General features: G+C 69.9%; 15 protein-coding genes. 6 read left to right on the top strand and 9 right to left on the bottom strand.

Annotated features, from left to right (window positions below; all coding sequences use genetic code 11):
* Window positions 1–8: 8 nt before the first annotated feature.
* Window positions 9–812 (bottom strand): transglutaminase-like domain-containing protein, encoded by an 804-nt coding sequence (locus IT779_RS11360; protein WP_196149234.1) that lies wholly within the window; start codon window positions 810–812, stop codon window positions 9–11.
* Window positions 813–910: 98 nt separating this feature from the next.
* Between IT779_RS11360 and IT779_RS11355 the strand changes: the two genes are divergently transcribed.
* Window positions 911–1,582 carry a phosphate signaling complex PhoU family protein gene (locus tag IT779_RS11355; RefSeq protein ID WP_332838755.1) on the top strand — a complete coding sequence of 224 codons (672 nt, stop codon included), beginning with the start codon at window positions 911–913 and terminating at the stop codon, window positions 1,580–1,582.
* Between the two features lie 231 nt (window positions 1,583–1,813).
* On the opposite strand, the gene IT779_RS11350 is transcribed toward IT779_RS11355, so the two are convergent.
* The 4 genes from IT779_RS11350 to IT779_RS11335 form a co-directional block, all read right to left on the bottom strand.
* Window positions 1,814–2,224: a PIN domain-containing protein gene (locus IT779_RS11350; protein WP_196149233.1), complete on the bottom strand. Its 411-nt coding sequence runs from the start codon at window positions 2,222–2,224 to the stop codon at window positions 1,814–1,816.
* A 98-nt stretch (window positions 2,225–2,322) separates the two neighbouring features.
* A complete protein-coding gene (locus IT779_RS11345) occupies window positions 2,323–2,784 on the bottom strand; it encodes a hypothetical protein (protein WP_196149232.1) in 462 nt (153 codons plus the stop codon).
* On the bottom strand, window positions 2,784–2,924 hold the full coding sequence (locus IT779_RS11340; RefSeq protein ID WP_196149231.1) for a hypothetical protein: 141 nt from the start codon (window positions 2,922–2,924) through the stop codon (window positions 2,784–2,786). The genes IT779_RS11345 and IT779_RS11340 overlap by 1 nt, the downstream gene beginning before the upstream one ends.
* Window positions 2,925–3,256: 332 nt before the next feature.
* Entirely contained in the window at window positions 3,257–3,901 is a 645-nt protein-coding gene (locus IT779_RS11335; RefSeq protein WP_196149230.1) for a hypothetical protein, read from the bottom strand.
* Window positions 3,902–4,159: 258 nt separating this feature from the next.
* Between IT779_RS11335 and IT779_RS11330 the strand changes: the two genes are divergently transcribed.
* The 5 genes from IT779_RS11330 to IT779_RS37655 all read left to right on the top strand — a co-directional run bounded on the left by IT779_RS11330 (window position 4,160) and on the right by IT779_RS37655 (window position 7,721).
* Entirely contained in the window at window positions 4,160–4,624 is a 465-nt protein-coding gene (locus tag IT779_RS11330) for a hypothetical protein (RefSeq protein ID WP_196149229.1), read from the top strand.
* 24 nt (window positions 4,625–4,648) lie between these two features.
* Window positions 4,649–5,191, top strand: a complete 543-nt coding sequence (locus tag IT779_RS11325) for a YaeQ family protein (RefSeq protein ID WP_196149228.1) — start codon at window positions 4,649–4,651, stop codon at window positions 5,189–5,191.
* A gap of 132 nt (window positions 5,192–5,323) precedes the next feature.
* Window positions 5,324–5,626, top strand: a complete 303-nt coding sequence (locus tag IT779_RS11320) for a hypothetical protein (protein ID WP_196149227.1) — start codon at window positions 5,324–5,326, stop codon at window positions 5,624–5,626.
* A 650-nt stretch (window positions 5,627–6,276) separates the two neighbouring features.
* On the top strand, window positions 6,277–7,014 hold the full coding sequence (locus tag IT779_RS11315) for an HNH endonuclease family protein (protein WP_332838754.1): 738 nt from the start codon (window positions 6,277–6,279) through the stop codon (window positions 7,012–7,014).
* A 56-nt stretch (window positions 7,015–7,070) separates the two neighbouring features.
* Window positions 7,071–7,721, top strand: coding sequence for a hypothetical protein (locus IT779_RS37655; RefSeq protein ID WP_232541661.1), 651 nt, complete (start codon window positions 7,071–7,073; stop codon window positions 7,719–7,721).
* Window positions 7,722–7,835: 114 nt separating this feature from the next.
* Here the strand turns inward: IT779_RS37655 and IT779_RS11305 are convergent, their stop codons facing one another.
* The 4 genes from IT779_RS11305 to IT779_RS37650 are packed head-to-tail and all read right to left on the bottom strand — an operon-like array spanning window position 7,836 to window position 23,951.
* The gene (locus IT779_RS11305) at window positions 7,836–8,660 is read right to left on the bottom strand and encodes an ABC transporter permease (protein WP_196149226.1); all 825 of its coding nucleotides are present in this window, start codon (window positions 8,658–8,660) and stop codon (window positions 7,836–7,838) included.
* Window positions 8,660–9,478: an ABC-2 transporter permease gene (locus IT779_RS11300; protein ID WP_196149225.1), complete on the bottom strand. Its 819-nt coding sequence runs from the start codon at window positions 9,476–9,478 to the stop codon at window positions 8,660–8,662. The genes IT779_RS11305 and IT779_RS11300 overlap by 1 nt, the downstream gene beginning before the upstream one ends.
* Entirely contained in the window at window positions 9,475–10,455 is a 981-nt protein-coding gene (locus IT779_RS11295; protein WP_196149224.1) for an ATP-binding cassette domain-containing protein, read from the bottom strand. The genes IT779_RS11300 and IT779_RS11295 overlap by 4 nt, the downstream gene beginning before the upstream one ends.
* The gene (locus IT779_RS37650; protein WP_232541660.1) at window positions 10,452–23,951 is read right to left on the bottom strand and encodes a non-ribosomal peptide synthetase; all 13,500 of its coding nucleotides are present in this window, start codon (window positions 23,949–23,951) and stop codon (window positions 10,452–10,454) included. The genes IT779_RS11295 and IT779_RS37650 overlap by 4 nt, the downstream gene beginning before the upstream one ends.
* Window positions 23,952–24,143: the final 192 nt, after the last annotated feature.

Raw genomic sequence — 24,143 nt, 5'->3', positions numbered from 1 at the left:
ATGAGCGTTCAGCCCATGGTGATCGACGCCGATCCGTCGTCCAGCGGGAGCGGACCGTCGACGAAGGCGTTGACCCACAGGGTGTGCACGTAGATCTCGCCGCCGTGGTTGTCGAGGAAGGCGGTGTCGGAGGCGTCGCGACCGGTCGCGATGCGGACCAGGCTCGAGCGCGGTGCGAGGCCGGTCGGGTCGAACACCCGCCAGCCGCCGTCCACCCAGACCTCGACGACGGCGTGGAAGTCCATCGGGTAGCAGCCGGGCGCATACACAGCGACCACCCGCGCGGGCACCTTCATCGCGCGCAGCATCGCGACGGTGAGGTGGGTGAAGTCCCGGCACACGCCCGCACCGGTCAGCATGGTGTCCACGGCTCCGTCGGTATGGTCGCTGACACCCGCGGCATAGCGCAGCCGCCGCGCCACCCACGCCGACACCAGCGCCGCGCGTTCGCCGTCCGATATCGCGGCGCCGAATTCGGCGGCGGCGAAGGCGTGGAACCGGTCCGACTCGGCGTAGCGGCTCGGGCGCCGATACAGCGCGAGGTCGTAGTCGGAGGCGATATCCGGCTCGGCGACACCGAACACCGTCGCGCGGTAATCGACGCGAAGGGCGCCGGGGCTCACGTCGAACCGATGGATTCTGGTGCCGTGCGGACCGGCGATCTCCCAGGGCTGAATCCGCCGGCCGTCCACTTCGAAGACCAGCGACTCGTCCAGCTCGATTCCGGGCCGCCGGGCGACGGCTATCTGGAACTCGAGGGTGGTCGGTGCGGAGATCGCCACCTCGAGGTGAGCCGAGACATCACGCTTCACACCGTAGATCCTGCCCGAATACCGCCCAACCGTCCTGCCGTCGCAGTCGGGCCGAGATTACTGTTCTCGTCCGAGACTCCATAGGAGAGAATTTGCGGGTGCGAACCCAGTTCACTCACGAGCTCATCGCGTTGACGAACGACCTGACGCTGATGTGCCGAATCGCCCACGACGCCGGAGAACGCGTGGTCGATGCCCTCGTCGACGCCGATCTCAGGGCAACCTACGAGGTATTCGCGCTCGATGAACAACTACAGAAGATGTTCGGCGCGTGCGAGGCGCGCGGGGTGGTACTGCTAGCCCTGCAGGCGCCGGTCGCCCGTGATCTTCGTCACGTGGTGACCGCGATTCAGATCGCGAGCGAACTCTCCCGCATCGGAACACTGTCGAGCCGAGTGGCCGACCAGATCTACCGCAACCATCCCCGACACGTCGGACCGCAACCCATCGTGGACGTACTCGCGGAGATGGGCAGGCTGGCGGCCCACCGCACCACCCTCGCGGGCAGTGCCGTCGCCACCGGATCCGACATCGTCGACCTCGAACCCGCCGCGAAACCCATGGCGGCGCTACAACGTCGGTTACGCGCCGAACTCACCGCCGCCGACCCCGCCCACTCCACCGACACCGCGATCGATCTCGCGATGCTCGGCGACCACCTGCGACGCTGCGTCGAACACACCGACCACATCGATCGGCTCATCCGTTTCTTGGACACCGGAGTGCCGCCGACCGCGCAGGAACGCGAGGAGCCCGTGCGCGAGGACTGATCACCCTCGCGGGCAGCGAGGTTCGGATCACCGCGGCGCGCACGAGCGACAAGGCGAACGGGCCGGGGCGTTCGAGGCGGTAACGCGGACAGGCGCGAAGCGCTCGAACCACCGTGACGAGTCGGAGTTCTCCGGCGGAAACACGGGCAACGGCTCGAGCCGGAACGAGACACGCGAGTGGCCTCGGTAGGTAGCGGCGCTCCAGCAGCCGACTCGTGCCGCATGTCCGGGTCAGGTCGACGCGCTGGAGTCGCCCGGCGCGAGGCGGTCGAGCAGCCAACGCGGGCCGACCGTCTCGGCGCCGAGCGCCTCGACCCGCGTCCGCAGTTCACGATCAGCGGTCACCACCGTAATCGGCGCCGCGCCACGACGCATCGCGGCATCGACCACCTCGACGATGGCGTCGTCGCCGGAACCGCGTGCGGTCACCACCCGCAGACCCGCGCGATCCGGCGCGCCATCGGCCGCGGCATTGGCCGCGCCTTCGAGCACGACGATCACCTCGGCGGGCAGGTGTGCGCGGTGCAAGCCGTCGAGCAGTCGCCGTGCCGCGCCCGCGCGGTCGCGCCACCAGCCGTCCGGGCGCGAGCCGACGACATTCGCCGCGTCCACCACGAGGAGTTCTCCCGTATCCGTCCCCATCACACCAGTGTGCTATCCGGCGCCGCGGTTTCGAGCGGAATCATCCGCGCGCGCCTGCCCCGCGCACGGTGGCGCGGGGCAGGCGGGCGCGTGGCCTGCTACACCGTGCGCGGCGGCGCGGGTTGGCCCTGGACCACGGCCGTGACCAGATCGGACCACTGGGCGGCCAGGTAACCGACCCGCGACCACGCGTGGTGCAGTTCGTCGCGGGTGTGTTCGGCGTTGAGGACCGATTCGGCGTGTACGTAGGCCGCGGCCAACTGGTCGACGGCGACTCCGGGCCGGATGTCGGGTGCGCAGGCGCGCGGCGGCGCGGGCACGTGGGTGCGGATCCAGTGGTCGACGGCGTCCACGAGTTCCGTGCGACGCTCGTCGACACGATCGGATTCCGCGCGCACCAACCGTATTCGATGCAGGCGCGCCAGCACCCGCGCGCAGCGCAGCACATAGTGCACGACCTGCCGGTCGGAATCGTCCGCGCGGAACGCGGCGAGCACCGCGTAGCAGTCGGGCAGCGAGCCACTGCGCGTCGCCGGATAGTGCGAAACACACTGTTCCATCACGACTCCCGTTCGCGCGCCACCCGACGTTCGATCTCCTGGACGGTCGGCCCGCTGCGCCGCGCGGGCCACACCGCCGACGCGATGACGACCAGAAGCCCGAATGCCGCCGCCCCCGCCGCGATCCACACGAAAACCATCGCCATCACCCCCGCTCGTCGGCGCCACGGCGTTCGACCGTCTCGAATTCCCGGCCAATTCGGCTCCGGGCGGGTCCGCTACCCCTGTCCAACGACAACATCGATCTCCCCTGCCTCATTCGGATGCACCGTCGGCGCCGGAGCCGCCCGGACCCGAACGCGCCGAACCGACGCATCCGAGCCCCGACCCGAGCGGCCCGACCCTCATCCCGAGGTGCACTATCGAGCGTGCGCCACCGGCACCCCCACATACCAGCCCTCAACCCGGACATAAAGGGCTAAGAGTAAGTAATTTGCCTCTTCCGCAACGGTTTCGGAGAGAGGGGTCGGTTTCACTTGGGCTGGGCTTTGGCGCCGTTGGGGGCCACGGCGAACCAGGTGCCGCCCACGCCCTGGCCGAGGAGGTCGCCGGGCTTCTGGTCCTTGGAGAAGTAGTAGACGGGCCAGCCGCCGATGGTGATCTGGCAGGAGCCGTCGGCGCGTTCGATGAAGCCGACGGACTGGGGATCGACGCCTGCGGCGTAGACGACCTGGTCGCGGTTGACGGTGAGCGGGGGCCAGGTGACGGCGCACTGGCCCGCGCAGTTGGAGACGGAGGGCTGGGCGGTGTCCTTGTCGAAGCGGTAGAGAGAGCGGCCCGCGCCGTCCGAAACGTACTGGCCGACAGCGGGACTGTCGGTGGCGGTCAACTGGACGGCGTTCACGCCCGCGGGGGCGGTGCCCGCGTAGATCTTCAGCCAGCCCTGGGTTTTCGCCACGGTGGGAGCCTGGCCCGCGACCGGAGCCCCGGCCGAAGCGCTCGCGGCCGCCGTCGCCGAAGCGTTCGCCGCCGCCGTCGCCGGTGCGCTCGCCGTGGCCTGCGCGGCGGGACGGGCGTCGCCGTTCTCCTGTGCGCCGCACGCACCGACCAGGCCGACCAACGCGACAGCCGCGACGACCGGACCGAGGGTGCGCCGAAATCGCTTGCTTGTGAACATTTTTCGTCCTCCCGAGGATCGGTGCGGCGCCGTGCCGCACCTTGTCACCCAATCCACGAGCCGAACGAGCCCCCGGTTCAGCCACGCGCTGAGAGGAGTCTCACAGCCGATCCGGCGAACACGTCGACGCCACGCCGCGATCCGCCCGCGACGCGGGGGCAGGCTCCCATCGCCCGTGCCGAACCCACTTTCTCCGTCCTGTCCATCCGGTCACGGCGGCTACCATGTCTGTCGCAACGGATTCGGGGAGGGGCGCGGATGTCGGCGGTGCCGGGAAACAGTGGTTCGACCGCGGGCGAGCGGTCGAGCGGGGTCACGGCGATCTGCGCGGGGATACTCGCGATCCTCGGCGCGCTCGGCAATCTGTACTCGTATGCGCTGCTGTGGTCGATTCCGGAGGACAGCCCCGAATACGCGGCCATGACGACGGTCCCGCACGACGAAGCGGTGGGGGCGGTCCTGTTCTGCACCGATATCGCCGTCACCAGCGCGCTACTGGTCGGCGGCATCCTGCTGCTCCGCCGCCGCGTCGCGGGGCGAGCGCTCGTGACGACGGGCGCGGCACTGACCGTGCCGCTGTTCGTCGCGGCGGCCGTCCCCGCGATCACCAGCCCCACCGTCCCGGTGACCGATCTGTGGGTTCTGCTCTTCCCGGTGATCACCCTGGTGCTGGCGGCGGCGCCGGAAACGGCACGCTGGCTCGGGGACGGCGGGGCGAGCTAGACGTGGCGATCTAGGCTGCGCGTCATGGCTCTCAGCGCGACAGTGCACACATTCACCGTCCAGGTCGCCGACGTGGATCGCGGCGTCTACGCGGATCTGTCGCTGCGGTTGGCGCGACACCCGTCCGAGACCGCCGAATTCATGGTGACCCGGCTGCTCGCCTACTGCCTGGAATACCGCGACGGGATCGCGTTCAGCGACGGCGGTGTCTCCTCCACCGACGAGCCCGCGGTGCTGGTGCGGGATTCGACCGGTCGGATCACCGGGTGGATCGAGGTGGGCGCGCCGGATGCCGAGCGGGTGCACCGCGGCAGCAAACTCGCGGAGTACACCGCCATCTACACCCATCGCGATCCGGCCAAGGTGCTCGCGCAGCTGACCGGCAAGCGGATCCATCGCGCCGAGGACATCCCGTTGTTCGGGTTCGACCGCGAGATGGTCGCCGCGGCGGCCGCCGCCATCGACCGCCGTAATACGGCCACGCTCTCGGTCACCGAACGCCAGGTCTTCCTCGAGTTCAACGGCGCGAATCTCACCACGCCGGTGCTGGAATTCCGACTCGGCTGATGCCGGCGACAGCCGCTGCGCGCCAGCGCTTTTCGACACCCTCCGACCGAACACCCGCGCGCGGCGACGGTAGCCTCACGCGCGAGAGGAGGACCAACGCTCACCGGGCCCGATGCCGAACCGCTGCGGCCGGTGGCGCTGTCCGCGGTCGTGCACGACGTGGTGGTCGGCGCGCGGGAGGACGACGATATCGAGCTGATCGCGCTGTGGCACGCGCGCGGCGCCGACGCGCTGCTGGCGGAGGCCGCCACCGAGGATTCCGCGAAGGTCCGGTCCGTGCGGGCCGTCCGGGAGATCGCGGTCGACACCGGCGCGGTGACCTACGAGCTCTACGACGGGATTCGTCCGCCGCCGGATTTCTGCGGATACGGCGGCGAACTGGGTGCGTGGTGGGCGGGCGAGGACGGCCACGACGATGTGCTCCCCAAGCCGTGATAGCCACCGGATGTGATGCTCACCACCCCGCGGTGCAGTCATCGGGACCTCGGCGGCCGAGCGTCACGACCGAAAGCCCTGCGTGACCACTATTTACGTAGTGCACTAGTAAAGGCTTCAAACATCCTGCCCAATTTAATATGAATGTCGCGCGCGGGTAATCTAGTTGCCATCACGGAGTCACTTATCTACTATCTAACTACGTAGTCAAACGAGAACTTCACGGGCGGGAACCCCTCCGACGCGCTGCGTCACCACGGGACGTACCCTCATCAGCCCCGTGGTGGCGCGCGTCGCGGCTCGGCCTGGACAACCGGCCTCGACGCTCGCGTCCGACGGCGTGTCTCGTTCGTGATCCACCGCCCCCGAGTCGGCGCCGGCACGGCGACTCGGGGGCGGTCAGGAATTTCCAGGACTTTCGGTCCGAGTCGCCTTGCCGCACAATTGTGGTCGCCGCAATTGTGCCGAATCTCATACCCGGTGCGACCTTTCCACAAGGTCGCGTCCAGGTAGCTTGACGCCCGATTCGGTTTTGATCGAGTGCAGTTCTTTTCGACGCAGCGTGGCGTGCGCGGCATGGTTGCGGTCCCGTTCGATGGAGTGTCGTAGTGAAGTGGTTTACCTCCCGCACCGCCCGTAGGGTTTTCGCGGTGACGGCCCCGATCTGCCTGGCGGCGGCGGTGTCAGCGGCGTGTTCCTCGGTCGATGAGCCCGGCGCGGCGGTCAACGGCAAAGGTCCGGCGTCGGCGAATACGACGCAGTCGGCCGCGGATATCAGAGCGCAGGTGGAGAAGCTGGTCGAAGCGCCCGAGGCGTCGATGTCCGGGTACAGCAGGGAGAAGTTCCCGCACTGGGACACCAACAAGCCCGAACACGGATTCGGCGCGGAGTTCGCCCAGTACGGCAAGTGCACCAGCCGCGAGGTGATGATGCTGCGCGACGCCACCGGACCGGTCACCCTCGACCCGAAGACCTGCGATCTGAAGGTCGGCAACGGCGGCGGCTGGCAGGATCAGTACGGTTTCCTCGACTCGAAAACCGGCCAGCTCAAGCCGTACAAGTTCATCACCGACCCGGCGGGCGTCGACGCCGAACACATTGTCGCGCTTGCCGAGGCGTGGCGTTCGGGGGCGAGCAAACTCGATGAGGACACCCGACGCCGCATCGCCAACGACTCGCTGAACCTGGAGGCCTCGGACCCGTCGGCCAACCGCTCGAAGGGTGACCAGGACGTCGCCAACTATTTGCCGCCGGGTAAGTTCCGGTGTGTCTATGTCGAACGCTACGTTACAGTCAAAGTAAAGTACGCGTTGAATGTCGATCCCGCGGAGCGCAATGCTCTGCGCGCCGCGGTCGAAGACTGCGCAGGACGAGGAGAATTCAGATAAACGACATCGTCGAGCTCACCGTGAAGACGTCGATCCTTACCGAAGAGGAAGGAACGATGTCGGGTGAGCTCGACGTCACCCTCGACGACTCCGGCAAGGGCATGGTCCGCTACCGCGAGACCGAGGACTGGTACACCATCGGCAATTTCGACGCCGAACCCCCGCGCACCTGGAGCGCGGTCGCCGAACTCGTCGCCGCGGTCGAGGCCGCGGCGGGCGCGAGGGACGCGGCGGGCAATACGATCCCGTTCGAAGCGCCGCCCGCCGGAAGCGTTTCCGACACCGCGACGGATGCGCCCTCCCCGGCTCCGGACGCCGGTGCGGCAGAATCGGTACCGCAGAACGCATCCACCGCGCCCACGCAGCCGGGTCCATCCGAATCCACGCGAACAGACGAAGCTCCGAAGGCAGCAGGCTCCTCGGAGGCGAGCGCACCCCCGCAAGCGACCGAGCCTGCGCAAGCCATCCGAGCCGCGGAATCGGCGGCGTCACAGTCGACCGAAACCGCCGAGCCTGCCGAATCTGCACAGGTCACTTCGGGTTCGCAGCCGTCTCCGGATGTTCCGCAGGCAGCCGGTTCCTCGGACGCGACCGCGCCATCACAGGCCCCGCGGTCAGCCGCGCCCGCCCAATCCGCCGAGCCATCACAGGCGGCCGAATCTTCACAGCCGATTCCGGGTTCGCGGCAATCTCCGCCCGCTCCGTAGCGCGAACCGCCGCCCTCCGCGGGAACCGGAACCCCCACCTTTCGCCGCGCACCAGAAGCTACGCACATCCGGGAATCGGCCGGACCGCCGACCGATTCCCGGACCTGACACCCCTCAGCGGCGACTCGCCCTGCGGTATCCGATCACCGCGGGCACCGCGAACACCACGATCGCGCCCGCCGACCACAGCGCGGTCATCCGCAGCGGATGCGCGAGCGGGCCACCCAGCGACAGCGCCTTCATGGCGTCGACCGCCACCGAAAGCGGCTGGTTGCGCACCACGGGTTGGATCCATTCCGGATAGGCGGCCAGCGGGACGAATCCGGTGCTGAAGAACATCAGCAGCGAACTCAGGATCATCACGCCTTCCACCAGTGTGGCTTTCGCCGAGAACACCGCGATGGCGGTCACCATGGTCGCGAACGCGAGTCCGAAGAAGACCGGGATCGCGATGAACAGCACGGCCGCGGCGAAACCCTGTTGGAAGCGGAATCCGAGCAGGTAGCCGACGAATACGACGGCGAGGGTGCCGAGCAGGATGCGGAAGCCCTCGGCGAGGATGCGCGAGAGCAGGCCGGAAGCCCGGTGCACGGGCAGCACCCAGAATCGGGCGAGCAGGCCCGCGTCGCGTTCGCGGCCGAGCATGACCCCGCCCGCGACCGCGCCCGACAGCGCGCCGATGATCGCCACCATCGGCACCGAGCCGTAGAGGGCGTTGCTGCCGACGAACTTCTCGATCTGGCTGCCGATCACGATGTCGAGCATGAACAGCAGCAGGCACGGGATGATCAGGGTTTCCAGCAGCGCCACCGGATTGCGCGACCAGCGCAGCAGCAGGCGCTGGGTCTGCACGGCGGTGTGCCGTACGAGCGCGACGGGCGCGGATTCGGAGTACGCGGCGCGCACGGGGGTCGCGGAAGTGTTCGACAGTACCGTCATCATGCCTTCCTAGAGCTCAGCCGCACCGCCAGCGGCGCGCAGACCAGCAGAATTCCGAACGCCCACAGCAGCGGCGGACCCATGAGCGACCAACTCACCTCACCCGCATTGCCTTTGGTGTCCCCCGCCAGCGCGCGCAACGCGATCACCCATTGGGAGATGGGCTGGTTGCGGACGAAAGGTTGGACCCACTCCGGGAATTGGCTCGCGGGCGCGAGTCCGGTGGACAGCATGCCGAAGATGAGCGGCGGCAGCACCAGGGCTTGGGTGGTCGCCTCGGGACTCTTGGACACCGTGCCGATGACATCGGCGCCGAGGGTCAGCGTGATGCCGATGAGCATGCTGAACGCCAGGAATCCGATGGTGTGCGCGGTGTCGAGGCAGAAGCGGAATCCGATGATGTGCCCGCAGATCAGCGCCGCCGTCATGGCGATGGCGAGGCGGAACACATTGCCGGACATGCGCGCGACCACCGGAACCAGCGACCCGATCGGCATGGAACCGAAGCGGCGGTCGAGTCCGGCGACCGCGTCGGTGGCCGAGCGGAACGCGGCGCCGATGGCGGTGAACGCGGCCGCCTGCATGATCACGATGGGCATCATGTACTGCGCGTAGCTACTGAATCCGTTGCCGGAGAACATCATCACGGTCTTGAGCGGGATGTAGAAGCTGGCCGTGAAGGCGGCGGGCGCGAAGACCGAGGTCAGCACCTCACCGGATTTGACCGCGGGCGTCACCAGCCGCGAGGTCAGCACCCACCACTGCTGGGCGCGGACCGGGGCGGCGCGGACCTCGGCGAGCCAGGCGCCGGTACTCATGCGACCTCCTCTTCGGCGTTCGGGGATTCGGCGAGATGTCCGGTCAACTGGAGGAATACGTCGTCCAGGGAGGGGCGGCGCAGGGCGATGTCCACCAATTCCAGGCCCGCCGCGTCGAGTCGGCGCAGCACCTCGGCGAGGGTTTTGGCGCCATCGGGGGCCGGAATGGCGATGCGATCGGAGTCGGGGGTGAGCGCGGCCTTGTTGTCCTCGGGCAGCAGCGTGCCGAGCGCGGTGACGATGGCGGGCAGCTCCTCGAGGCGCACCGGCACGACTTCGCAGTAGCTGCCGCCGGTGCGCGCCTTCAGTTCGTCGGCGGTGCCCTCGGCGATCACGACGCCGTGGTCGATGACGATGATCCGATCGCACAGTGCGTCGGCTTCCTCGAGGTACTGCGTGGTCAGCAGGGTGGTGATGCCGTGTTTGCGGAAGCCGGAGACCAGGTCCCAGACGCCCTGCCTGCTGCGCGGGTCGAGTCCGGTTGTCGGTTCGTCCAGGAACACGACATCGGGACGGACCACGAGTCCGCAGGCGATGTCGATGCGCCTGCGCATGCCGCCGGAGTAGGTGCCGACCCGGCGGCCCGCGGCGCGGGTCAGGTCGAATTCGGCGAGCAGTTCGTCGGCGCGCGCACGGGCGGCGCGCTTGCGCAACCCCATCAGCCTGCCGAACATCACCAGATTCTCGAAGCCGGTGAGCATGTCGTCGAGGGCGGCGAACTGTCCGGTCAACATGATCGCGCGGCGCACCGCGGCCGGATCGGCGACCACGTCGTGGCCCGCGACCACGGCCCGGCCCTTGTCCGGCGGGATCAGGGTGGACAGAATGTTCACGGTGGTGGTCTTGCCCGCGCCGTTGGGGCCGAGAATGCCGAGCACCTCCCCCTGCGCGGCGACGAAATTCACCCCGCGCAAGGCGTGGACGTCGCCGAAGGATTTCTCGACACCCTCCACCACTACTCCGGTCTCAGCGCTCACTGCTTTGCCTCCTGTGTCGGGCGGTCGCTCCGCGCCGTCAAATGGTCGTCAACCGCACGCGCGATGATCGGCAGTACGTGCGGTGCGGTCAGTTCGTCGTGGGTGACCTCGACGTCGACATTGGTGATCTCCCCGGTGACGTAGGGTCGCCAGCCCCGCGGTCCGAAGATGTCCGAACTGTCCACGGTGGCACTGACATACAGCACGTCACCGTGGTACACGGGCCGTACGTACCCGGTTCTGGTACGCGCGGAGGCGTTGTAGGAGCCCGCCATCCGCTCCAGGGTGTCCGCGTCGACCAGCGCCGCGCCCATCCGCTCGGCGATCAGATCGGCGGCCTCCTGCGCGGTGGCCTCGGCTGGTACGTCCTCGATGCCGAATACCGCGCCGAAGGTGCTGATGAAGGCGCCCGCGGTGAGTTTCTCGATGCTTTCGCCGTCGATGTCGGCGGTGTCGGCGTCGAGCAGGGCAAGCAGGCCGACCTCGTGTCCCGCCTCCGTGAGCCGGGTCGCGACGGCGTGTGCGATGAGACCGCCGAAGGACCAGCCGAGCAGGTGGTACGGCCCGTCCGGCTGGACGGCGAGGATTTCGCGCACGTAGCGGTCGGCGAATTCCTCGATGCTGCGCGCCGAGGGTTCGCGTCCGCTCAGGTCGGGCGCCTGGAGACCGTAGATCGGTCGTCCCGGCGCCAGCGACTCCGCCAATCCAAGGTAGGTCCAGGACATTCCGGAGGACGGGTGCACGCAGAACAGCGCGGGCTCGGCGCCGTCGGCGCGGATCGGCAGCAGCACGTCGAGCCCGAGTCCGCCAGCGGCAGAGCCGGTTTCGGCCGCGCGGACCGCGAGCGCCTCGGCCATCGCGCGTTCCTCCTCGGCGGCCGCCGCGGCGGCTTCCGGCGAATCGGCGAAAGCAGTAGCAGCGGTGAGTGTTTCGACCCACAACCGGGCCAGTTCCGCGACATCGGCGCGGTCGAACAGGGTTTCGGGGTAGCCGAAACTCGCCTCCAACCGGTCGCCGACGACCACCGCGTTCACGTCGATCTCGACTTGGACCGGCACGTCCGGGTATTCGGTGGCGGGCAGGTCGCCGAGTTCGTCGGTCGGCAGCCAGCCGAGACCTTCGAGTCCGGCGGGGATGTCGCCCGTCGAATAGCGGCCGAGGTAGTTGAACGCGATCCGGCCGGGCAGCCCCGGCGGCAGCGACCGTGCGCTGTCCTCGTTCAAGTAGCGCAGCAGTCCGAAGCCGATGCCCTTGTCCGGCACCGCGAGCAGGGCGTGCTTGGCCGCCCGGATCGCGTCGCCGAAGCCGTCGCCGTGCGGGACTCGCACCGGGTAGATGCTGGTGAACCAGCCGACGGTGCGGGAGAGGTCGGCGCCGGGCACGATCTCCTGTTGACGGCCGTGGCCTTCCATCCTGACGAGCAGGTCACCGGTGCGCGCGGGTCGCCAAGTGCGCACCGCCCGCGCCAGGCAGGCCAGCAGGGTGTCCTCGACGCCGCCGTGGAACAGGGCGGGCAGGGTGGTGAGCAGCGCGGAGGTGACCTCGCTCGGCACCTCGACCTCGACCTGGCGGACCGTGCCGGACAGGTCGATGGCCGGATCGAGTTCCCTCGTGCCGAAACCGGGATCGGGTTCGGCGACGACCTCGCGCCAATGGTCGAGTTCGGCGACCCGCGCGCTCGCGTGCGCCGCCTCGGCCAGCGCGTGCGACCAGCGCCGCACCGAGGTGCCGACCTCGGCCAGCACCGGCGTCGCCCCCGTGGACACCTGCGCCCACGCGGCCATCAGGTCGGGCACCAGGATGCGCCAGGACACGCCGTCGACAACCAGGTGGTGCGCGACCACGATCAGGCGACCCGCGCGACTGCGGGATCCGGCGTCACCGACCGGGTCGAGCCAGATGAAGCGCAGCACGAACCCCTGGGACGGACGCAACTGGTTCATCGCCGCGTCCAGTTCGGTGATGGCGAATTCGCGCAGGTCGACGGAGTCGGCGTCGGCCGCGAACTCGACCCTGCGGATCAGCCGCGACACCTCGACCGAGCCCGGCGCACCGACCTCGAGTCGGTACTCGCCGTCGGCGTCGCGATGCAAACGCGAGCGCAGCATGTCGTGGCGGTCGACCACGGCGGCGATGGTGGCGACGAGTTGGTCGCGGTCGATGCCGATCGGCAGTTCCAACACGGCGGTCTGCGCGAAACGGTCGTAGTCGCCGCCGCGTTCGAGCATGTACCGCACGATCGGCGGCAGCGGCATCGTGCCGACCCCGCCGCCGGGCAGTTCCTCCAGAACCAGCGCCGCACCCGCGGTGTCGGCGGCCTCGGCCAGCGCCGCGACCGTGCGGTGTTCGAACACCTGCAACGGGGTGATCGTGACACCCGCCGACTTCGCCCGCGAAACGAGCTGGATCGCCAGGATGCTGTCGCCGCCGAGCGCGAAGAAGGAATCGCGGGCGCCGACCCGGTCGCGCCCGAGCAGTTCGGCGAAGGCGTCGGCGAGTGCGCGTTCGGTGGCGGTCGCCGGCGCGACGTATTCGGTCTCCTCGTCGGCGAACACCGGCTCCGGCAACGCTTTTCGGTCGAGTTTGCCGACTGCGGTGAGCGGGATCGAGTCCATGACCGTGATCGCGGCGGGCACCATGTACCCGGGCAACTGCTCGGCGGCGTGCGCGCGCAGCGCGGCGACATCGAGGTCGACGCCGGGTTCGCGCACCACGTAGGCGGCCAGCGCCGTCGAGCCCGCAGGCCCGCGAACGCCGAGGGTCACCGCGAATTCCACGCCGTCCGCGCGGCCGAGCACGGCGTCGATCTCGCCGAGTTCGATGCGCTGACCGCGCACCTTGACCTGGAAGTCGGTGCGGCCGATGTATTCGATACGCATCTCGGCGACGCTGCCGCCGCGCACCCAACGCACCAGGTCGCCGGTGCGGTACATCCGCTCCCCCGGCTTGCCGTAGGGGTCGGCGACGAAACGGGTGGCGTTCAGGTCGGGACGCGCGTGGTAGCCGCGCGCCAGCGCCGGACCGCACAGATACAGTTCCCCCGCGACCCCGACCGGCACCGGACGCAGCCGCTCGTCGAGTACCAGCACCGCCGCGCCGCGAATCGGATTGCCGATGGTCACCGGCTCGTTCGCCCGCAGCGGCGCCGAACCCGTTGCCCAGATGGTGAATTCGGTGGGTCCGTACAGGTTGACCATGGTCCGCCCGACGGACCAGCGCTGCACCAGTTCCGCGCCGACCGCCTCGCCCGCCACGGCAAGCACCCGCACACTCGACACCCGGTCGGGGTCGACGGTGGCCAGCGCAGACGGCGTGATGACCATGTGCGTCACCCGCTCGGTCGCGAGAAGTTCGGCCAGCGCGTCGCCGCCGAAGACCTCCGGCGGCGCAACGACGGCCGCGCCACCGGAACCGAAGGCCATGATCGCCTCGAAGATCGAGGCGTCGAAACTCGGTGAGGCGACCTGGAGTACCCGCGACTCGTGATCCAGCCGCAGCGACTCCTGTTGCGCCGCGACCAGATCGGCCAGACCGCGATGGGTGACCGATACGCCCTTCGGCGTTCCGGTGGATCCGGAGGTGTAGATCATCCAGGCCGGGTGGTCGGGCCGGATGGGGGCGCGCAGGTCGGTCGAGCACACCGGGCGCGGGTCGACGGTCCGCAGGTCCTCGACGAATTCGGGATCGTCGAGGACGATCCAGCGCGTGTCGTCGGGCAGCGCCGCGCGGTGCGTGGACACCGTGAGCCCGAGTGCCGCACCGGAATCCGAGAGCATGTGCTCGATGCGGTCGATCGGGTACTTCGGATCGACGGGCAGGAAGGCCGCACCTGCCTTGGCCGCCGCCCAGACGCCGGACAGCAGCGCCGCACCGCGCGTGAGGCCGAGCGCGACCACGGTCTCCGGACCCGCGCCCGCCGCGATCAGCACGCGGGCAAGGCGATTGGACCAGCCGTCGAGTTCGCGGTAGGTCGTGGTGATGCCGTCGACCACCATGGCGGGGCGATCGGGATGGGCCGTCGCCGATTCCGCGAGCAGCCACGGCAGCGGCACCGTCCCGATGCCGCGCGGGCCGCGCACCGGCACCAGCGACGCGCGTTCGGCCCGGTCGAGGATGTCGATATCGGCGATGGTCACGTCGGGATCGGCGACCACCGCGGCGAGCACGCGCTGCCAGCGCTGGGCCAGCACGGCGACGGTGTCGGCGTCGAACAGGTCGGTGGCATAGGTGAGGACGCCCTCGATGCCGTCCTGCCCGGATTCGGAGATCCGTTCGCGCAGGTCGAGCGACAGGTCGAACTGCGCGGCGTCGCGGTCGAGGTCATGCACCTCGATACGCAGGCCGGGCAGTTCGAGCACCGGTTCGACGAAGTTCTGCAACGACAGCGACACCTGGAACACCGGGTGGTGCGCGGTCGAGCGGGCCGGATTCAGCACCTGGACCAGGCGCTCGAACGGCACGTCGGCGTTGGCGAACGCGTCGAGGTCGCTCGCGCGCACCCGGCCGAGGAAGTCGCGGAAGCCGAGATTCGGGTCGACCGGCGTGCGCAGGGCAAGCGTGTTCACGAACATGCCGACCATGCCGTCGAGCGCGGACTCGCCGCGACCCGCCACCGCCGTGCCGACCACCACGTCGTCGGTGCCGCCGAGCCGGGCCAGCAGCACCGCGAGCGCGGCGTGCACGACCATGAACAGGCTGACTTCGGCGCCCGCGGCCAGTTCGGTGACGCCGCGATGCAAGGCCGGGTCGACAGTGAACGCCAGGTCGGCGCTGCGCAGGGACTGCACGGCCGGGCGCGGCCGGTCGGTGGGCAGTTCGAGCAGGTCGGGTGCGCCGGTCAGGGAGCCGGTCCAGAACTCGATCTGGTGCGCGGCCAACGACTCCGGATCGGATTCGTCGCCGAGCAGTTCGCGGTGCCACAGCGCGAAGTCCGCGTATTGCACCGGCAGCGGCACGAATTCGGCCGCGACGCCGTTGGCGCGGGCCGCGTAGGCCGTCATGAGGTCGGTGGCCAGTGGGGCCATCGACGCGCCGTCGGCGCTGATGTGGTGCACCACGAGCAACACCACGTGCACCGGAGGAGCGCCGTCGGCTGCGCCGTGCCAGTGACCGGCGCCGCGCCCATCATGCGCGCCACGGGTATGCAGCCGGAACAGCCCGACCCGCAACGGGGATTCGGTGCCGAGGTCGAAACCGACACCGGCCGATTCGGCGATGCGTTCGCGCAACTCGGCGGCGTCGGCGACCTCGACGGGCAGCAGCCGCGGCGCGGCGATCTCGGCCGCGACCACCACCTGACGCGGGCCTTCCGCGTCGGCGGGGTACATGGTGCGCAGGCTCTCGTGCCGGTCGACCACGTCGGCAAGCGCCAGGCGCATGGCCTCGGCGTCGAGGTCGCCGGTCAACCGCAGCGCGACCGCGATGTTGTAGGCGGGCGAGAGCGGTTCGAGCTGGTTGAGCACCCACATGCGCTGCTGCGCGGGCGAGAGCGGCACCCGGTCCGGGCGGATGCGCCTGGCCAATTCGAAGCGGGCGCGCTGCCCTTCGCCCGCGGGCACGATGCGGCTCGCCAGCTGCGCCACGGTCGGCGCGTCGAACAGGTCGCGCAATGCGATGGTTGAGCCGAGGGCCGCGTTGATCCTGGCCACCACCTTGGTCGCGCTCAGCGAGTTGCCGCCGAGTTCGAAGAAGGAGTGGTCGATGCTGACCCGCTCGCTGTCGAGCACCTCGGCGAACACCTCGGCCACCGCGGCTTCCACCGGGGTGCGCGGAGCGAGATACCGCCGTTGGAATTGCTCGAAGTCCGGGATCGGCAACGCTTTACGGTCGAGTTTGCCGACCGGGGTGAGCGGGACGTCGTCCAGCGCGATCAGGTACGCGGGCACCATGTAGCCGGGCAGAGCGCCCGCGATCCGCACCCGCAGCCGTTCGGTGTCGAATTCGGCGGCAGCGCGCGCGGTCGTGTCGGTGCCGGCGCCCGCAGCCGCGTCAGTATCAGCGCTCGCAGCCGTGCCGCTACCAGCGCCCACGATCGCGTCAGCATCGACGCTCGCGGTCGCGTCGGAACCGGCACTCACAGTCGCGTCGATAGCCGCGCTCCCGGTCGCGTGGTTACCGGCGCTCGCAGCAGCGCCAGTATCAGCACCCGCAGCCGCGTCGTAACCGGCGCTCGTGGCGGCGCGCCACTTCTGGGTCGGCACCACATAGGAGACCAGGACGGTCTCTCCAGCCGGTCCGGGGCATCCGATGGTCGCCGCGTACTCGACGTCCTCGTCGGCGCCGAGCACCGCGTCGATCTCGCCGAGTTCGATGCGCAGACCGCGGATCTTGACCTGGAAATCGCTGCGCCCCAGGTACTCCAGTTCGAGGACGCCGTCGGTGTAGACCCAGCGGACCATATCGCCGGTCCGGTACATGCGCTCGCCGGGCGCGCCGAACGGGTCGGCGACGAAACGCGAAGCGGTCATGCCGAATCGGTTGAAGTAGCCGCGCGCGATCGCGGGACCGGCCAGATACAGTTCGCCTTCGACACCGACCGGAACCGGCCGCAGCCAGCCGTCGAGCACCGTGACCGCCGCGCCGCGGATGGGTCCGCCCATGGTGATCGGCGCCCCGGGGCGCAGCTCGCCGGGCCCGGTGGCCCAGATGCTGAATTCGGTGGGCCCGTAAAGGTTCGCCATGCGGCGGCCCACCGCCCACTGCGCGGTCAGCTCCGGCGTCGCCGCCTCGCCCGCCACCGAAAGCACCCGCAGGTCGGGCAGATTCGTCGGATCCATGGTGGCCAGCACCGACGGGGTGATGACGGCGTGGGTGACCTGCTGTTCGCGCAGCAGCGCTTCGAGTTCGGCGCCGCCGTAGACCTGCGCGGGCGACAGCACGAGGTGCGCGCCCTGGGCGTGCGCGGTGAGCAGTTCGAAGACCGAGGCGTCGAAACTCGGGGAAGCCACCTGCAACGCACGTGCCGAGGGGTCGATGTCGAGCGTTTCCCGTTGTGCGGTCACCAGATTCGCGATGCCACGATGGCTGAGCAGCACGGCCTTCGGCTTGCCGGTGGAACCGGAGGTGTAGATGAGGTAGGCGGTCTGGTCCATCCTGATCGCGCCACCGCGTTCGGCGTCGGTGACAGGCGCGTCGGAGACGGTCATCACGCGGCGGATGGTGTTGAGGTCGTCGAGCAGCAGCCAGTCGATGGTGCCGGGCAGGGTCTCGCCGGTCGCCCGGACCGTCACGCCGATCGGCGCCTTGGAGTCGGTGAGGATGTGCTCGATGCGCTCCACCGGGTAGTTCGGGTCCAGCGGGGCGAAGGCCGCGCCGGTCTTGGCCAGCGCCCACACCGCGACCACCGATTCCACCGACCGGGTCAGGGCAAGTACGACGAACACCTCGGCGCCGATGCCGCGGCGCAGCAGCACCCGCGCGAACCGGTTCGACCAGGCGTCGAGTTCGCCGTAGGTCATACTGGCGTCGCCCGCGCTGACCGCGATGGCGGACGGGTCGATGGCCGCGCCCGCGCTGAGCACCTCGGGCAGGGTGCGCTGTCCGACCGATTCGACGCCGCGCACCGGCAGCAGCAGCGCCTGTTCGACGGGATCGCAGTGCTGCAACCGGGCGACGAGCGCGTCGGGCTGTTCGGCGATCTGGGTCAACAGCAGCACGAACCGCTCGAGCAGCCGTCCGGCCTCGGCCTCGTCCAAGTGATCGCTGAGGAATTTGATGGTGATCCGCAGCGTGTCACCTGCGCCGGGCAGCCCGTGCAGCGGAATCACCATGAGGTTCAACGGATACGGCGTCGCGTCGGTGCCTTCGACGTCGATGATGCGCATGCCCGCGATGTCCATGGACTGCGACAGCGCCTCGCGGTCGATCGGGTACGACTCGAAAACCGTGAGGGTGTCGAACAATTCGGCGAGCCCGACGGCCTCGTGGATCGCCGCGAGCCCGACGTGCTGATGGTCGAGCAGCCGCGCCTGCTCGGATTGCACGCGCGCCAACAGATCCCGCACCCGTTCGGCGGGCTCCAGGCGCACCCGCACCGGCAGCGTGTTGATGAAGAGGCCGACCATGTCCTCGACGCCCGCCAACTGCGGCGGCCTGCCGGAGACCGTACCGCCGAACACCACGTCGGGGCGGCCGGTGAGCATGGCGAGCAGCAGCGCCCAGGCGGACTGGACGGCGGTGTTCACCGTCGCGCCCGCCGCGCGGGTCGTGGCCTCGAGTCGGGCGATCAGATCGGCGGACAGGTCGACCGAGACCATGCCGGATTCGGAGGAGGTGATGTCGGCCAGACTCGGGATCGCCCTGGTCGGGGTGTCGATGCCCGCCAACGCCTCCCGCCACACGGCGATGCCCGCCTCGCGATCCTGTTCGGCCAACCAGGCCAGGAACGCGGCGTAGGAGGGTGCGGGCGCGAGCACGTCGGAGACGGCGGCCCCCGCGCCGGTCGCGATGTAGACGGTCAGCAGTTCCCGGACCAGCAGCGGGGTCGACCAGCCGTCCAGGATCAGGTGGTGGTTGGTCATCAGCAGGGTGCAGGTCTGCTCGCCGGTACGCAGCAGCAGGAAACGCAGCAGCGGCGGGCGGGTCAGGTCGAACCGCGTGCTCGCGTCGACGGCGATGCGGCGAGCGAGTTCGGCCGCGCGCTCCTTCGGGTCCGCGATGCGGGTCAGATCCAGTTCCTGCCAACGGACTTCGGCCGTGCCGAGTACCAGCTGGCGCGGACCGTCCTCGGTCTCGACGAAGGCGGCGCGCAGATTGGCGTGCCGGTCGACCAGGGTCTGGGCGGCGCGGCGCAGCCGTTCGGCGTCGACACGGCCCGCGAGGTCGAGCCGGGTCTGCACGGTGTAGCCGTCTGCGGTGTCGGTGTCGTACCAGGCGTGGAACAGCAGGCCGTACTGCAGCGGCGAGAGCGGCCACACCTGCGACAGTTCCGGATAGGTGCGCTCCCACGCGTCGATCCGCTCCTGGGTCACCTTGGTCAGCGGGAAATCCGACGGGGTGTGACCGCCCGCGTCCGGTGACGCCACGTGCGTGGCGATGGCCGCGAGCGCCTCGCCCCACGCCCGCGCCAGCTCGCCGACCTGGTCGGCGTCCACGATCCGGGAGGCGTAGGCCCAGGTGATATCGAGTCCGTCCGCGCCCATGATGGCGTTGACGTCGATCACCGCGGGCAGCGGGGCGCGATCGTCCTGCGTCGAGGCGAAACGGCGCGGCATCCACGGCTGTTCCGCGCCGCCCTGCGCGCGCCCCAGGTAGTTGAAGCTGATCTGCGGCGTCGGCCCGGCGCCGAGCGCGGCCATGCCCTCCTCGTCCAGATAGCGCAGCATGCCGTAGCCGACACCGCGATCCGGAATCGCCCGCAGCTGTTCCTTGGCGGCGCGCACCGCGGCGCCCGCGGCGGGACCGCCTTCGAACGCGTCGACCAGATCGACGCCGGTCAGGTCGATGGCGACGGGGTACACGCTGGTGAACCAGCCGACCGTGCGCGCGATATCGGCGCCGGGCAGGATCGACTCCTCGCGGCCGTGCCCTTCCAGCGTGAACAGCGCGCGCTCGCGGCCACGCCACCGGCCGACGGCCATGGTCAGCGCGGCGAGCAGGACATCGTCGGCGCCGCAATGGAATCGGGCGGGCGCGGTGTCGAGGACGGCGGTCGCGACATCGGCGGGAACGGTCGTCGTGACCTGCGCCATGGTCGCGACCACGTCGCGGGCCGGGTCGGCGAGGCGTGCGCCGAGTGCCGGGTCGGGGGTCTCGAACATCCGCTGCCACACAGGCAGTTCCGCGCGCCGCGACGGGGCCTGCTCGATGATCGCGTGCGCCCAGCGACGCACCGAGGTGCCGACCGGATCGAGGGCGCCGCCGAACCAGGCGGTCGCCAGATCGGGCAGCAGGATGCGCCAGGATACGCCGTCGGTGACCAGGTGGTGCAGGACCGCCCACAGCAGGGTCGGGGCGTCCTCGTCCCGCGGGCGGATCAGCACGAACCGCGCGAGCACGCCCGCGCCTGGATCGAGTGCGTCGGCCGCCCTCTGCAATTGCGTCTCGACGAACTCCTCGGCATCGCCGGTCGCGGTGACCACCTCGACAAGCGACCCGGCGTCCACCGAATCTGCCTCTCCGACAACCCATTCCCACCCGGACTCGCCCGCGCGCAACACACCGCGCAGGATGTCGTGCCGTTCCAGCAGCGCCGCGACGGCGCCGGTCAGCGACGCGGCGTCCACCTCGGCGGGCACCGTGATCAGCACCGCTTGGCTGTAGCGCCGCCAGGTGTCGCCGCCCTCGAGCATGGCGTGCACGATCGGGGTCAACGGCACCGGACCGACACCGCCACCGGGCAATTCGACCACGGCGGTCTCGGCGGCGTCGGTGGCCGCGACCGCGAGCGCCGCGACGGTCTTGCGCTCGAAGACATCGCGGGCGGTGAAGTGCAGACCCGCCGCGCGGGCGCGCGAGACCAGCTGGATCGAGATGATGCTGTCACCGCCGAGGGTGAAGAAGTTCTCGTCGACGCCGACCCCGTCCAGGCCGAGCACTTCGGCGAAGATCGCGGCGAGTATCTCCTCGCGCGGGGTCGACGGCGCGCGCCGATCGGTCACGCGCGCGGTGAAATCCGGTGCGGGCAGCGCACGCCGGTCCACCTTGCCGACCGGGGTCAGCGGCAGATGGTCGAGCACCATCACCACCGATGGCACCATGTAGGACGGAAGATGTTCGGCCAGAGCCGCTTTCACCTGCTCGGGGACGAGTTCCGCGCCGGGCGCCGGGAGCAGGTACGCCACAAGCGCGGTCGCGCCCGCGGGCGTCGTCGCGCCGATCGTGAGGGCGAAATCCACGCCGGGCTGCCGTTGCAGCGCCGCGTCGATCTCGCCCAGTTCGATGCGGTAGCCGCGCACCTTGACCTGGAAATCGCCGCGACCGGCGTACTCCAGTTCCAGCCCGTGCTCGGTGTGCCGCCAGCGCACCAGGTCGCCGGTGCGGTAGAGCCGCTCGCCGGGCGCGTACGGGTCGGCCACGAAGCGGCTCGCGGTCAGGCCGTTGCGGCGGTGGTAGCCGCGCGCGACGGCGGGACCGCCCAGATACAGTTCACCGGCCGCGCCGGGGGCGACCGGGCGCAGCCACGGGTCGAGTACCACCGCGCGCACGCCGCGGGTGATGCCGCCGATGGTGACCGGCGCGTCGGGGGTCAGCGGCGCGCTCAACGTCACCGTGATCGTGGTCTCGGTGGGACCGTAGCCGTTGAGCAGCCTGCGGCCCGCCCATTTGGTCACCAGTTCCGGCGGGCACGCGTCGCCGCCGACGACCACGGTGCGCAGCTGCGGCAGCGTCGCGGGATCCAGCGAATTCACCACCGCCGGTGTGACATTCAGATGCGTGACGCCGTGCTCGCGCAGCACCGCCGCCAATTCCTCGCCCGCGTAGGCCGACGGCGGCACGACCGCGACCGTCGCGCCCGCGTCGAAGGCGACGAGCAGTTCCTCGATGGAGATGTCGAAGCTCGGCGAAACTGCGTGCGCCACTACGGATTCGGTGTCGACACCGAATCCGGCGCCGGAATTGGCGACCAGATTCGCCAGCCCCCGATGCGAGACCATGACGCCCTTGGGCAGCCCGGTCGAACCCGAGGTGTAGATCAGATACGCGGTGTGGTCGGGACGCAGCGGCGAGATCCGGTCCGCATCGGTGACCGGGACAGCGGGGCGCGCGACCACCGCGGCGGTGGTCTCATCGTCGTCGAGAACCGTCCAAGCTACCGAATCCGGCAGCGCCGCAAGCGCGTTCGCCACCGTCATGCCCGCGACCACCGCGCTGTCGCGGATCATGTACTCGATGCGATCGGCGGGATAGCCTGGATCGATGGGCACGAAGGCCGCGCCCGTCTTGGCGACCGCCCACATGGCGAGCACCGATTCGACCGAACGGGGAATCGAGATCGCCACCGCGCGTTCGGGTCCCGCGCCGCCCTCGATGAGCAACCGGGCCAGCCGGTCGGTGTACTCCTCGACCTCGCGGTAGGTCATGGCGCGCTCGCCCGCCCTGATGGCGACCGCGTCGGGCGCTTTCGCCGCACCGTCGGCGAGAATGGCGGGCAGGGTGCGCACCGGCAGGTCGGGCAGGCCGCGCGCGGGCGCGAGCAGCTCGGTCTCGTCCTCGAACAACACCGAGATCTCGGCCAGCGCCGCCGCGGCGCCCCCGGCGAGGAAGCGGTGCAGGAAGTTCAGGAAACGCCGGTGCTGGCCCGCGAGTTCGGCGTCGGTGTAGAGGTTCGGGTTGGCCTGGAAATCGACGTGGGTGCTTTCGCCGCCCACCCCCGGATACAGGTTGAGGAACAGGTCCTCGATCAGTCCCGAGGTGAGCACGTGCATGCGCCCCACCACCGGACCCAGCGCGATCCTGGTGTCCACCATCATCAGGTTGACGGTCGGGCCGAAGGAGGCCGCCTCGTCCACGGCCCAACCGAGGTCGCGGACGATGTCCTCCTGCCGGTAGCGCTGCCTGCGCAGCGCCGAGGTCAGTTCGCCCTGCGCGGCGCGGATCAGCGACCCGACGGTGGCGCCGGGGTCGAGGGTCAATCGCAGCGGCACCACATTGGCCACCATGCCGCCGGAGCGGCGCAGCGAGGCCGTGGTGCGCCCGGACACCGGCAGGCTCAGCGTGACCTCCGACGCGCCGGTCATCGCGGACAGGTACGCGCCGAACGCCGCGACCACGACCGGCGCGACACTCGAATTCTCGGCCGCCGCAAGTTCTTCGAGCAGCCGCCCGGTGTCGCGCGCCAGTTCGCCCGCGACCAGGCTCGGATGGGCGTCGACGCCCGCCGCGCGACCGGCCAGACTCACCGGTTCGGCCATCCCGGCCAGATGCTCGCGCCAGTGCCGCCCGTCGGCGGCGAAGCGCTCGGACTCGCGGTAGGCGGCGTCGGCGGCCACGATGGCGCGCAGGTCGTCGGCCTTGGCGGGCGGTTCGGGCAGCCCTTCCAGTTCGGCGTTGTAGAGCTCGGCGATGCGCTGCAACAAGGTCATCGCGCCGAAGCCGTCGAGCACGATGTGGTGGATGCGCTGATACCAGAACCAGCGCTGCTCGCCCAAGCGCAGCATCGTCACCGCGGCCAGGCGGTCGCGCAGCAGATCCAGCGGCGCGGAGTACTCCGCGCGCATCCAGGCGTGCGCCGCGGCCTCGGGATCGGGTTCGGCGCGCAGGTCGATGACGGTGAGCGAATCGTCGAGCGTCGGGTCGACCACCTGGAACGGGAATCCGTCGACCTCGACCAAACGCAGATATCCGGTGCCGAATTCCCGGCCCGCCCGGCGCGAGGCCGAGGCAAGCAGCTCCAGGTCTACGGGACCGTCCAATTCGGTGTACTGCGCGATGGACACCGGGGTCGCGCCCGCGAAATGCTGGGCGAACCAGATGCCGCGCTGGGCGGCGGACAGGGGGAAGGCATCGGCGGGCGCGAGGCTGTCCGACGCAACCGGCGAGGCAGATCGCTGTGGCATAGATGATTCCTGCGGGCTCGGGCGGGGCAGAGAGGACAAGACGGAACGCGCGCCGCACCCAGACGGGGCAGGCGCGCTGTCGGCCGCGGGAAACGACTCGATCGAGGGGAACGAGTCTTCGGCGGTGATTCGACCAGCGTGCGCATGTTTCTTCCCGTCGAGAAGTCTATCCCGGGGTGGCGCGTCGCTCTC

This window comes from Nocardia bovistercoris (genome assembly GCF_015674855.1).
GTDB classification, from domain to species: domain Bacteria; phylum Actinomycetota; class Actinomycetes; order Mycobacteriales; family Mycobacteriaceae; genus Nocardia; species Nocardia bovistercoris.
The sequence above is the reverse complement of the archived record's forward strand: the minus strand, read 5'-3'. Positions and strand labels throughout refer to the sequence as shown.

Bases quoted from the DNA above. Each gene is read 5' to 3' on its own strand.
- IT779_RS11300 (WP_196149225.1), bottom strand. From the start codon at position 9,478: ATGAGTACCGGCGCCTGGCTCGCCGAGGTCCGCGCCGCCCCGGTCCGC.
- IT779_RS37655 (WP_232541661.1), top strand. From the start codon at position 7,071: ATGTCGGGTGAGCTCGACGTCACCCTCGACGACTCCGGCAAGGGCATG.
- IT779_RS37650 (WP_232541660.1), bottom strand. From the start codon at position 23,951: ATGCCACAGCGATCTGCCTCGCCGGTTGCGTCGGACAGCCTCGCGCCC.
- IT779_RS11345 (WP_196149232.1), bottom strand. From the start codon at position 2,784: ATGGAACAGTGTGTTTCGCACTATCCGGCGACGCGCAGTGGCTCGCTG.
- IT779_RS11340 (WP_196149231.1), bottom strand. From the start codon at position 2,924: ATGGTTTTCGTGTGGATCGCGGCGGGGGCGGCGGCATTCGGGCTTCTG.
- IT779_RS11305 (WP_196149226.1), bottom strand. From the start codon at position 8,660: ATGACGGTACTGTCGAACACTTCCGCGACCCCCGTGCGCGCCGCGTAC.
- IT779_RS11335 (WP_196149230.1), bottom strand. From the start codon at position 3,901: ATGTTCACAAGCAAGCGATTTCGGCGCACCCTCGGTCCGGTCGTCGCG.
- IT779_RS11350 (WP_196149233.1), bottom strand. From the start codon at position 2,224: ATGGGGACGGATACGGGAGAACTCCTCGTGGTGGACGCGGCGAATGTC.
- IT779_RS11325 (WP_196149228.1), top strand. From the start codon at position 4,649: ATGGCTCTCAGCGCGACAGTGCACACATTCACCGTCCAGGTCGCCGAC.
- IT779_RS11330 (WP_196149229.1), top strand. From the start codon at position 4,160: ATGTCGGCGGTGCCGGGAAACAGTGGTTCGACCGCGGGCGAGCGGTCG.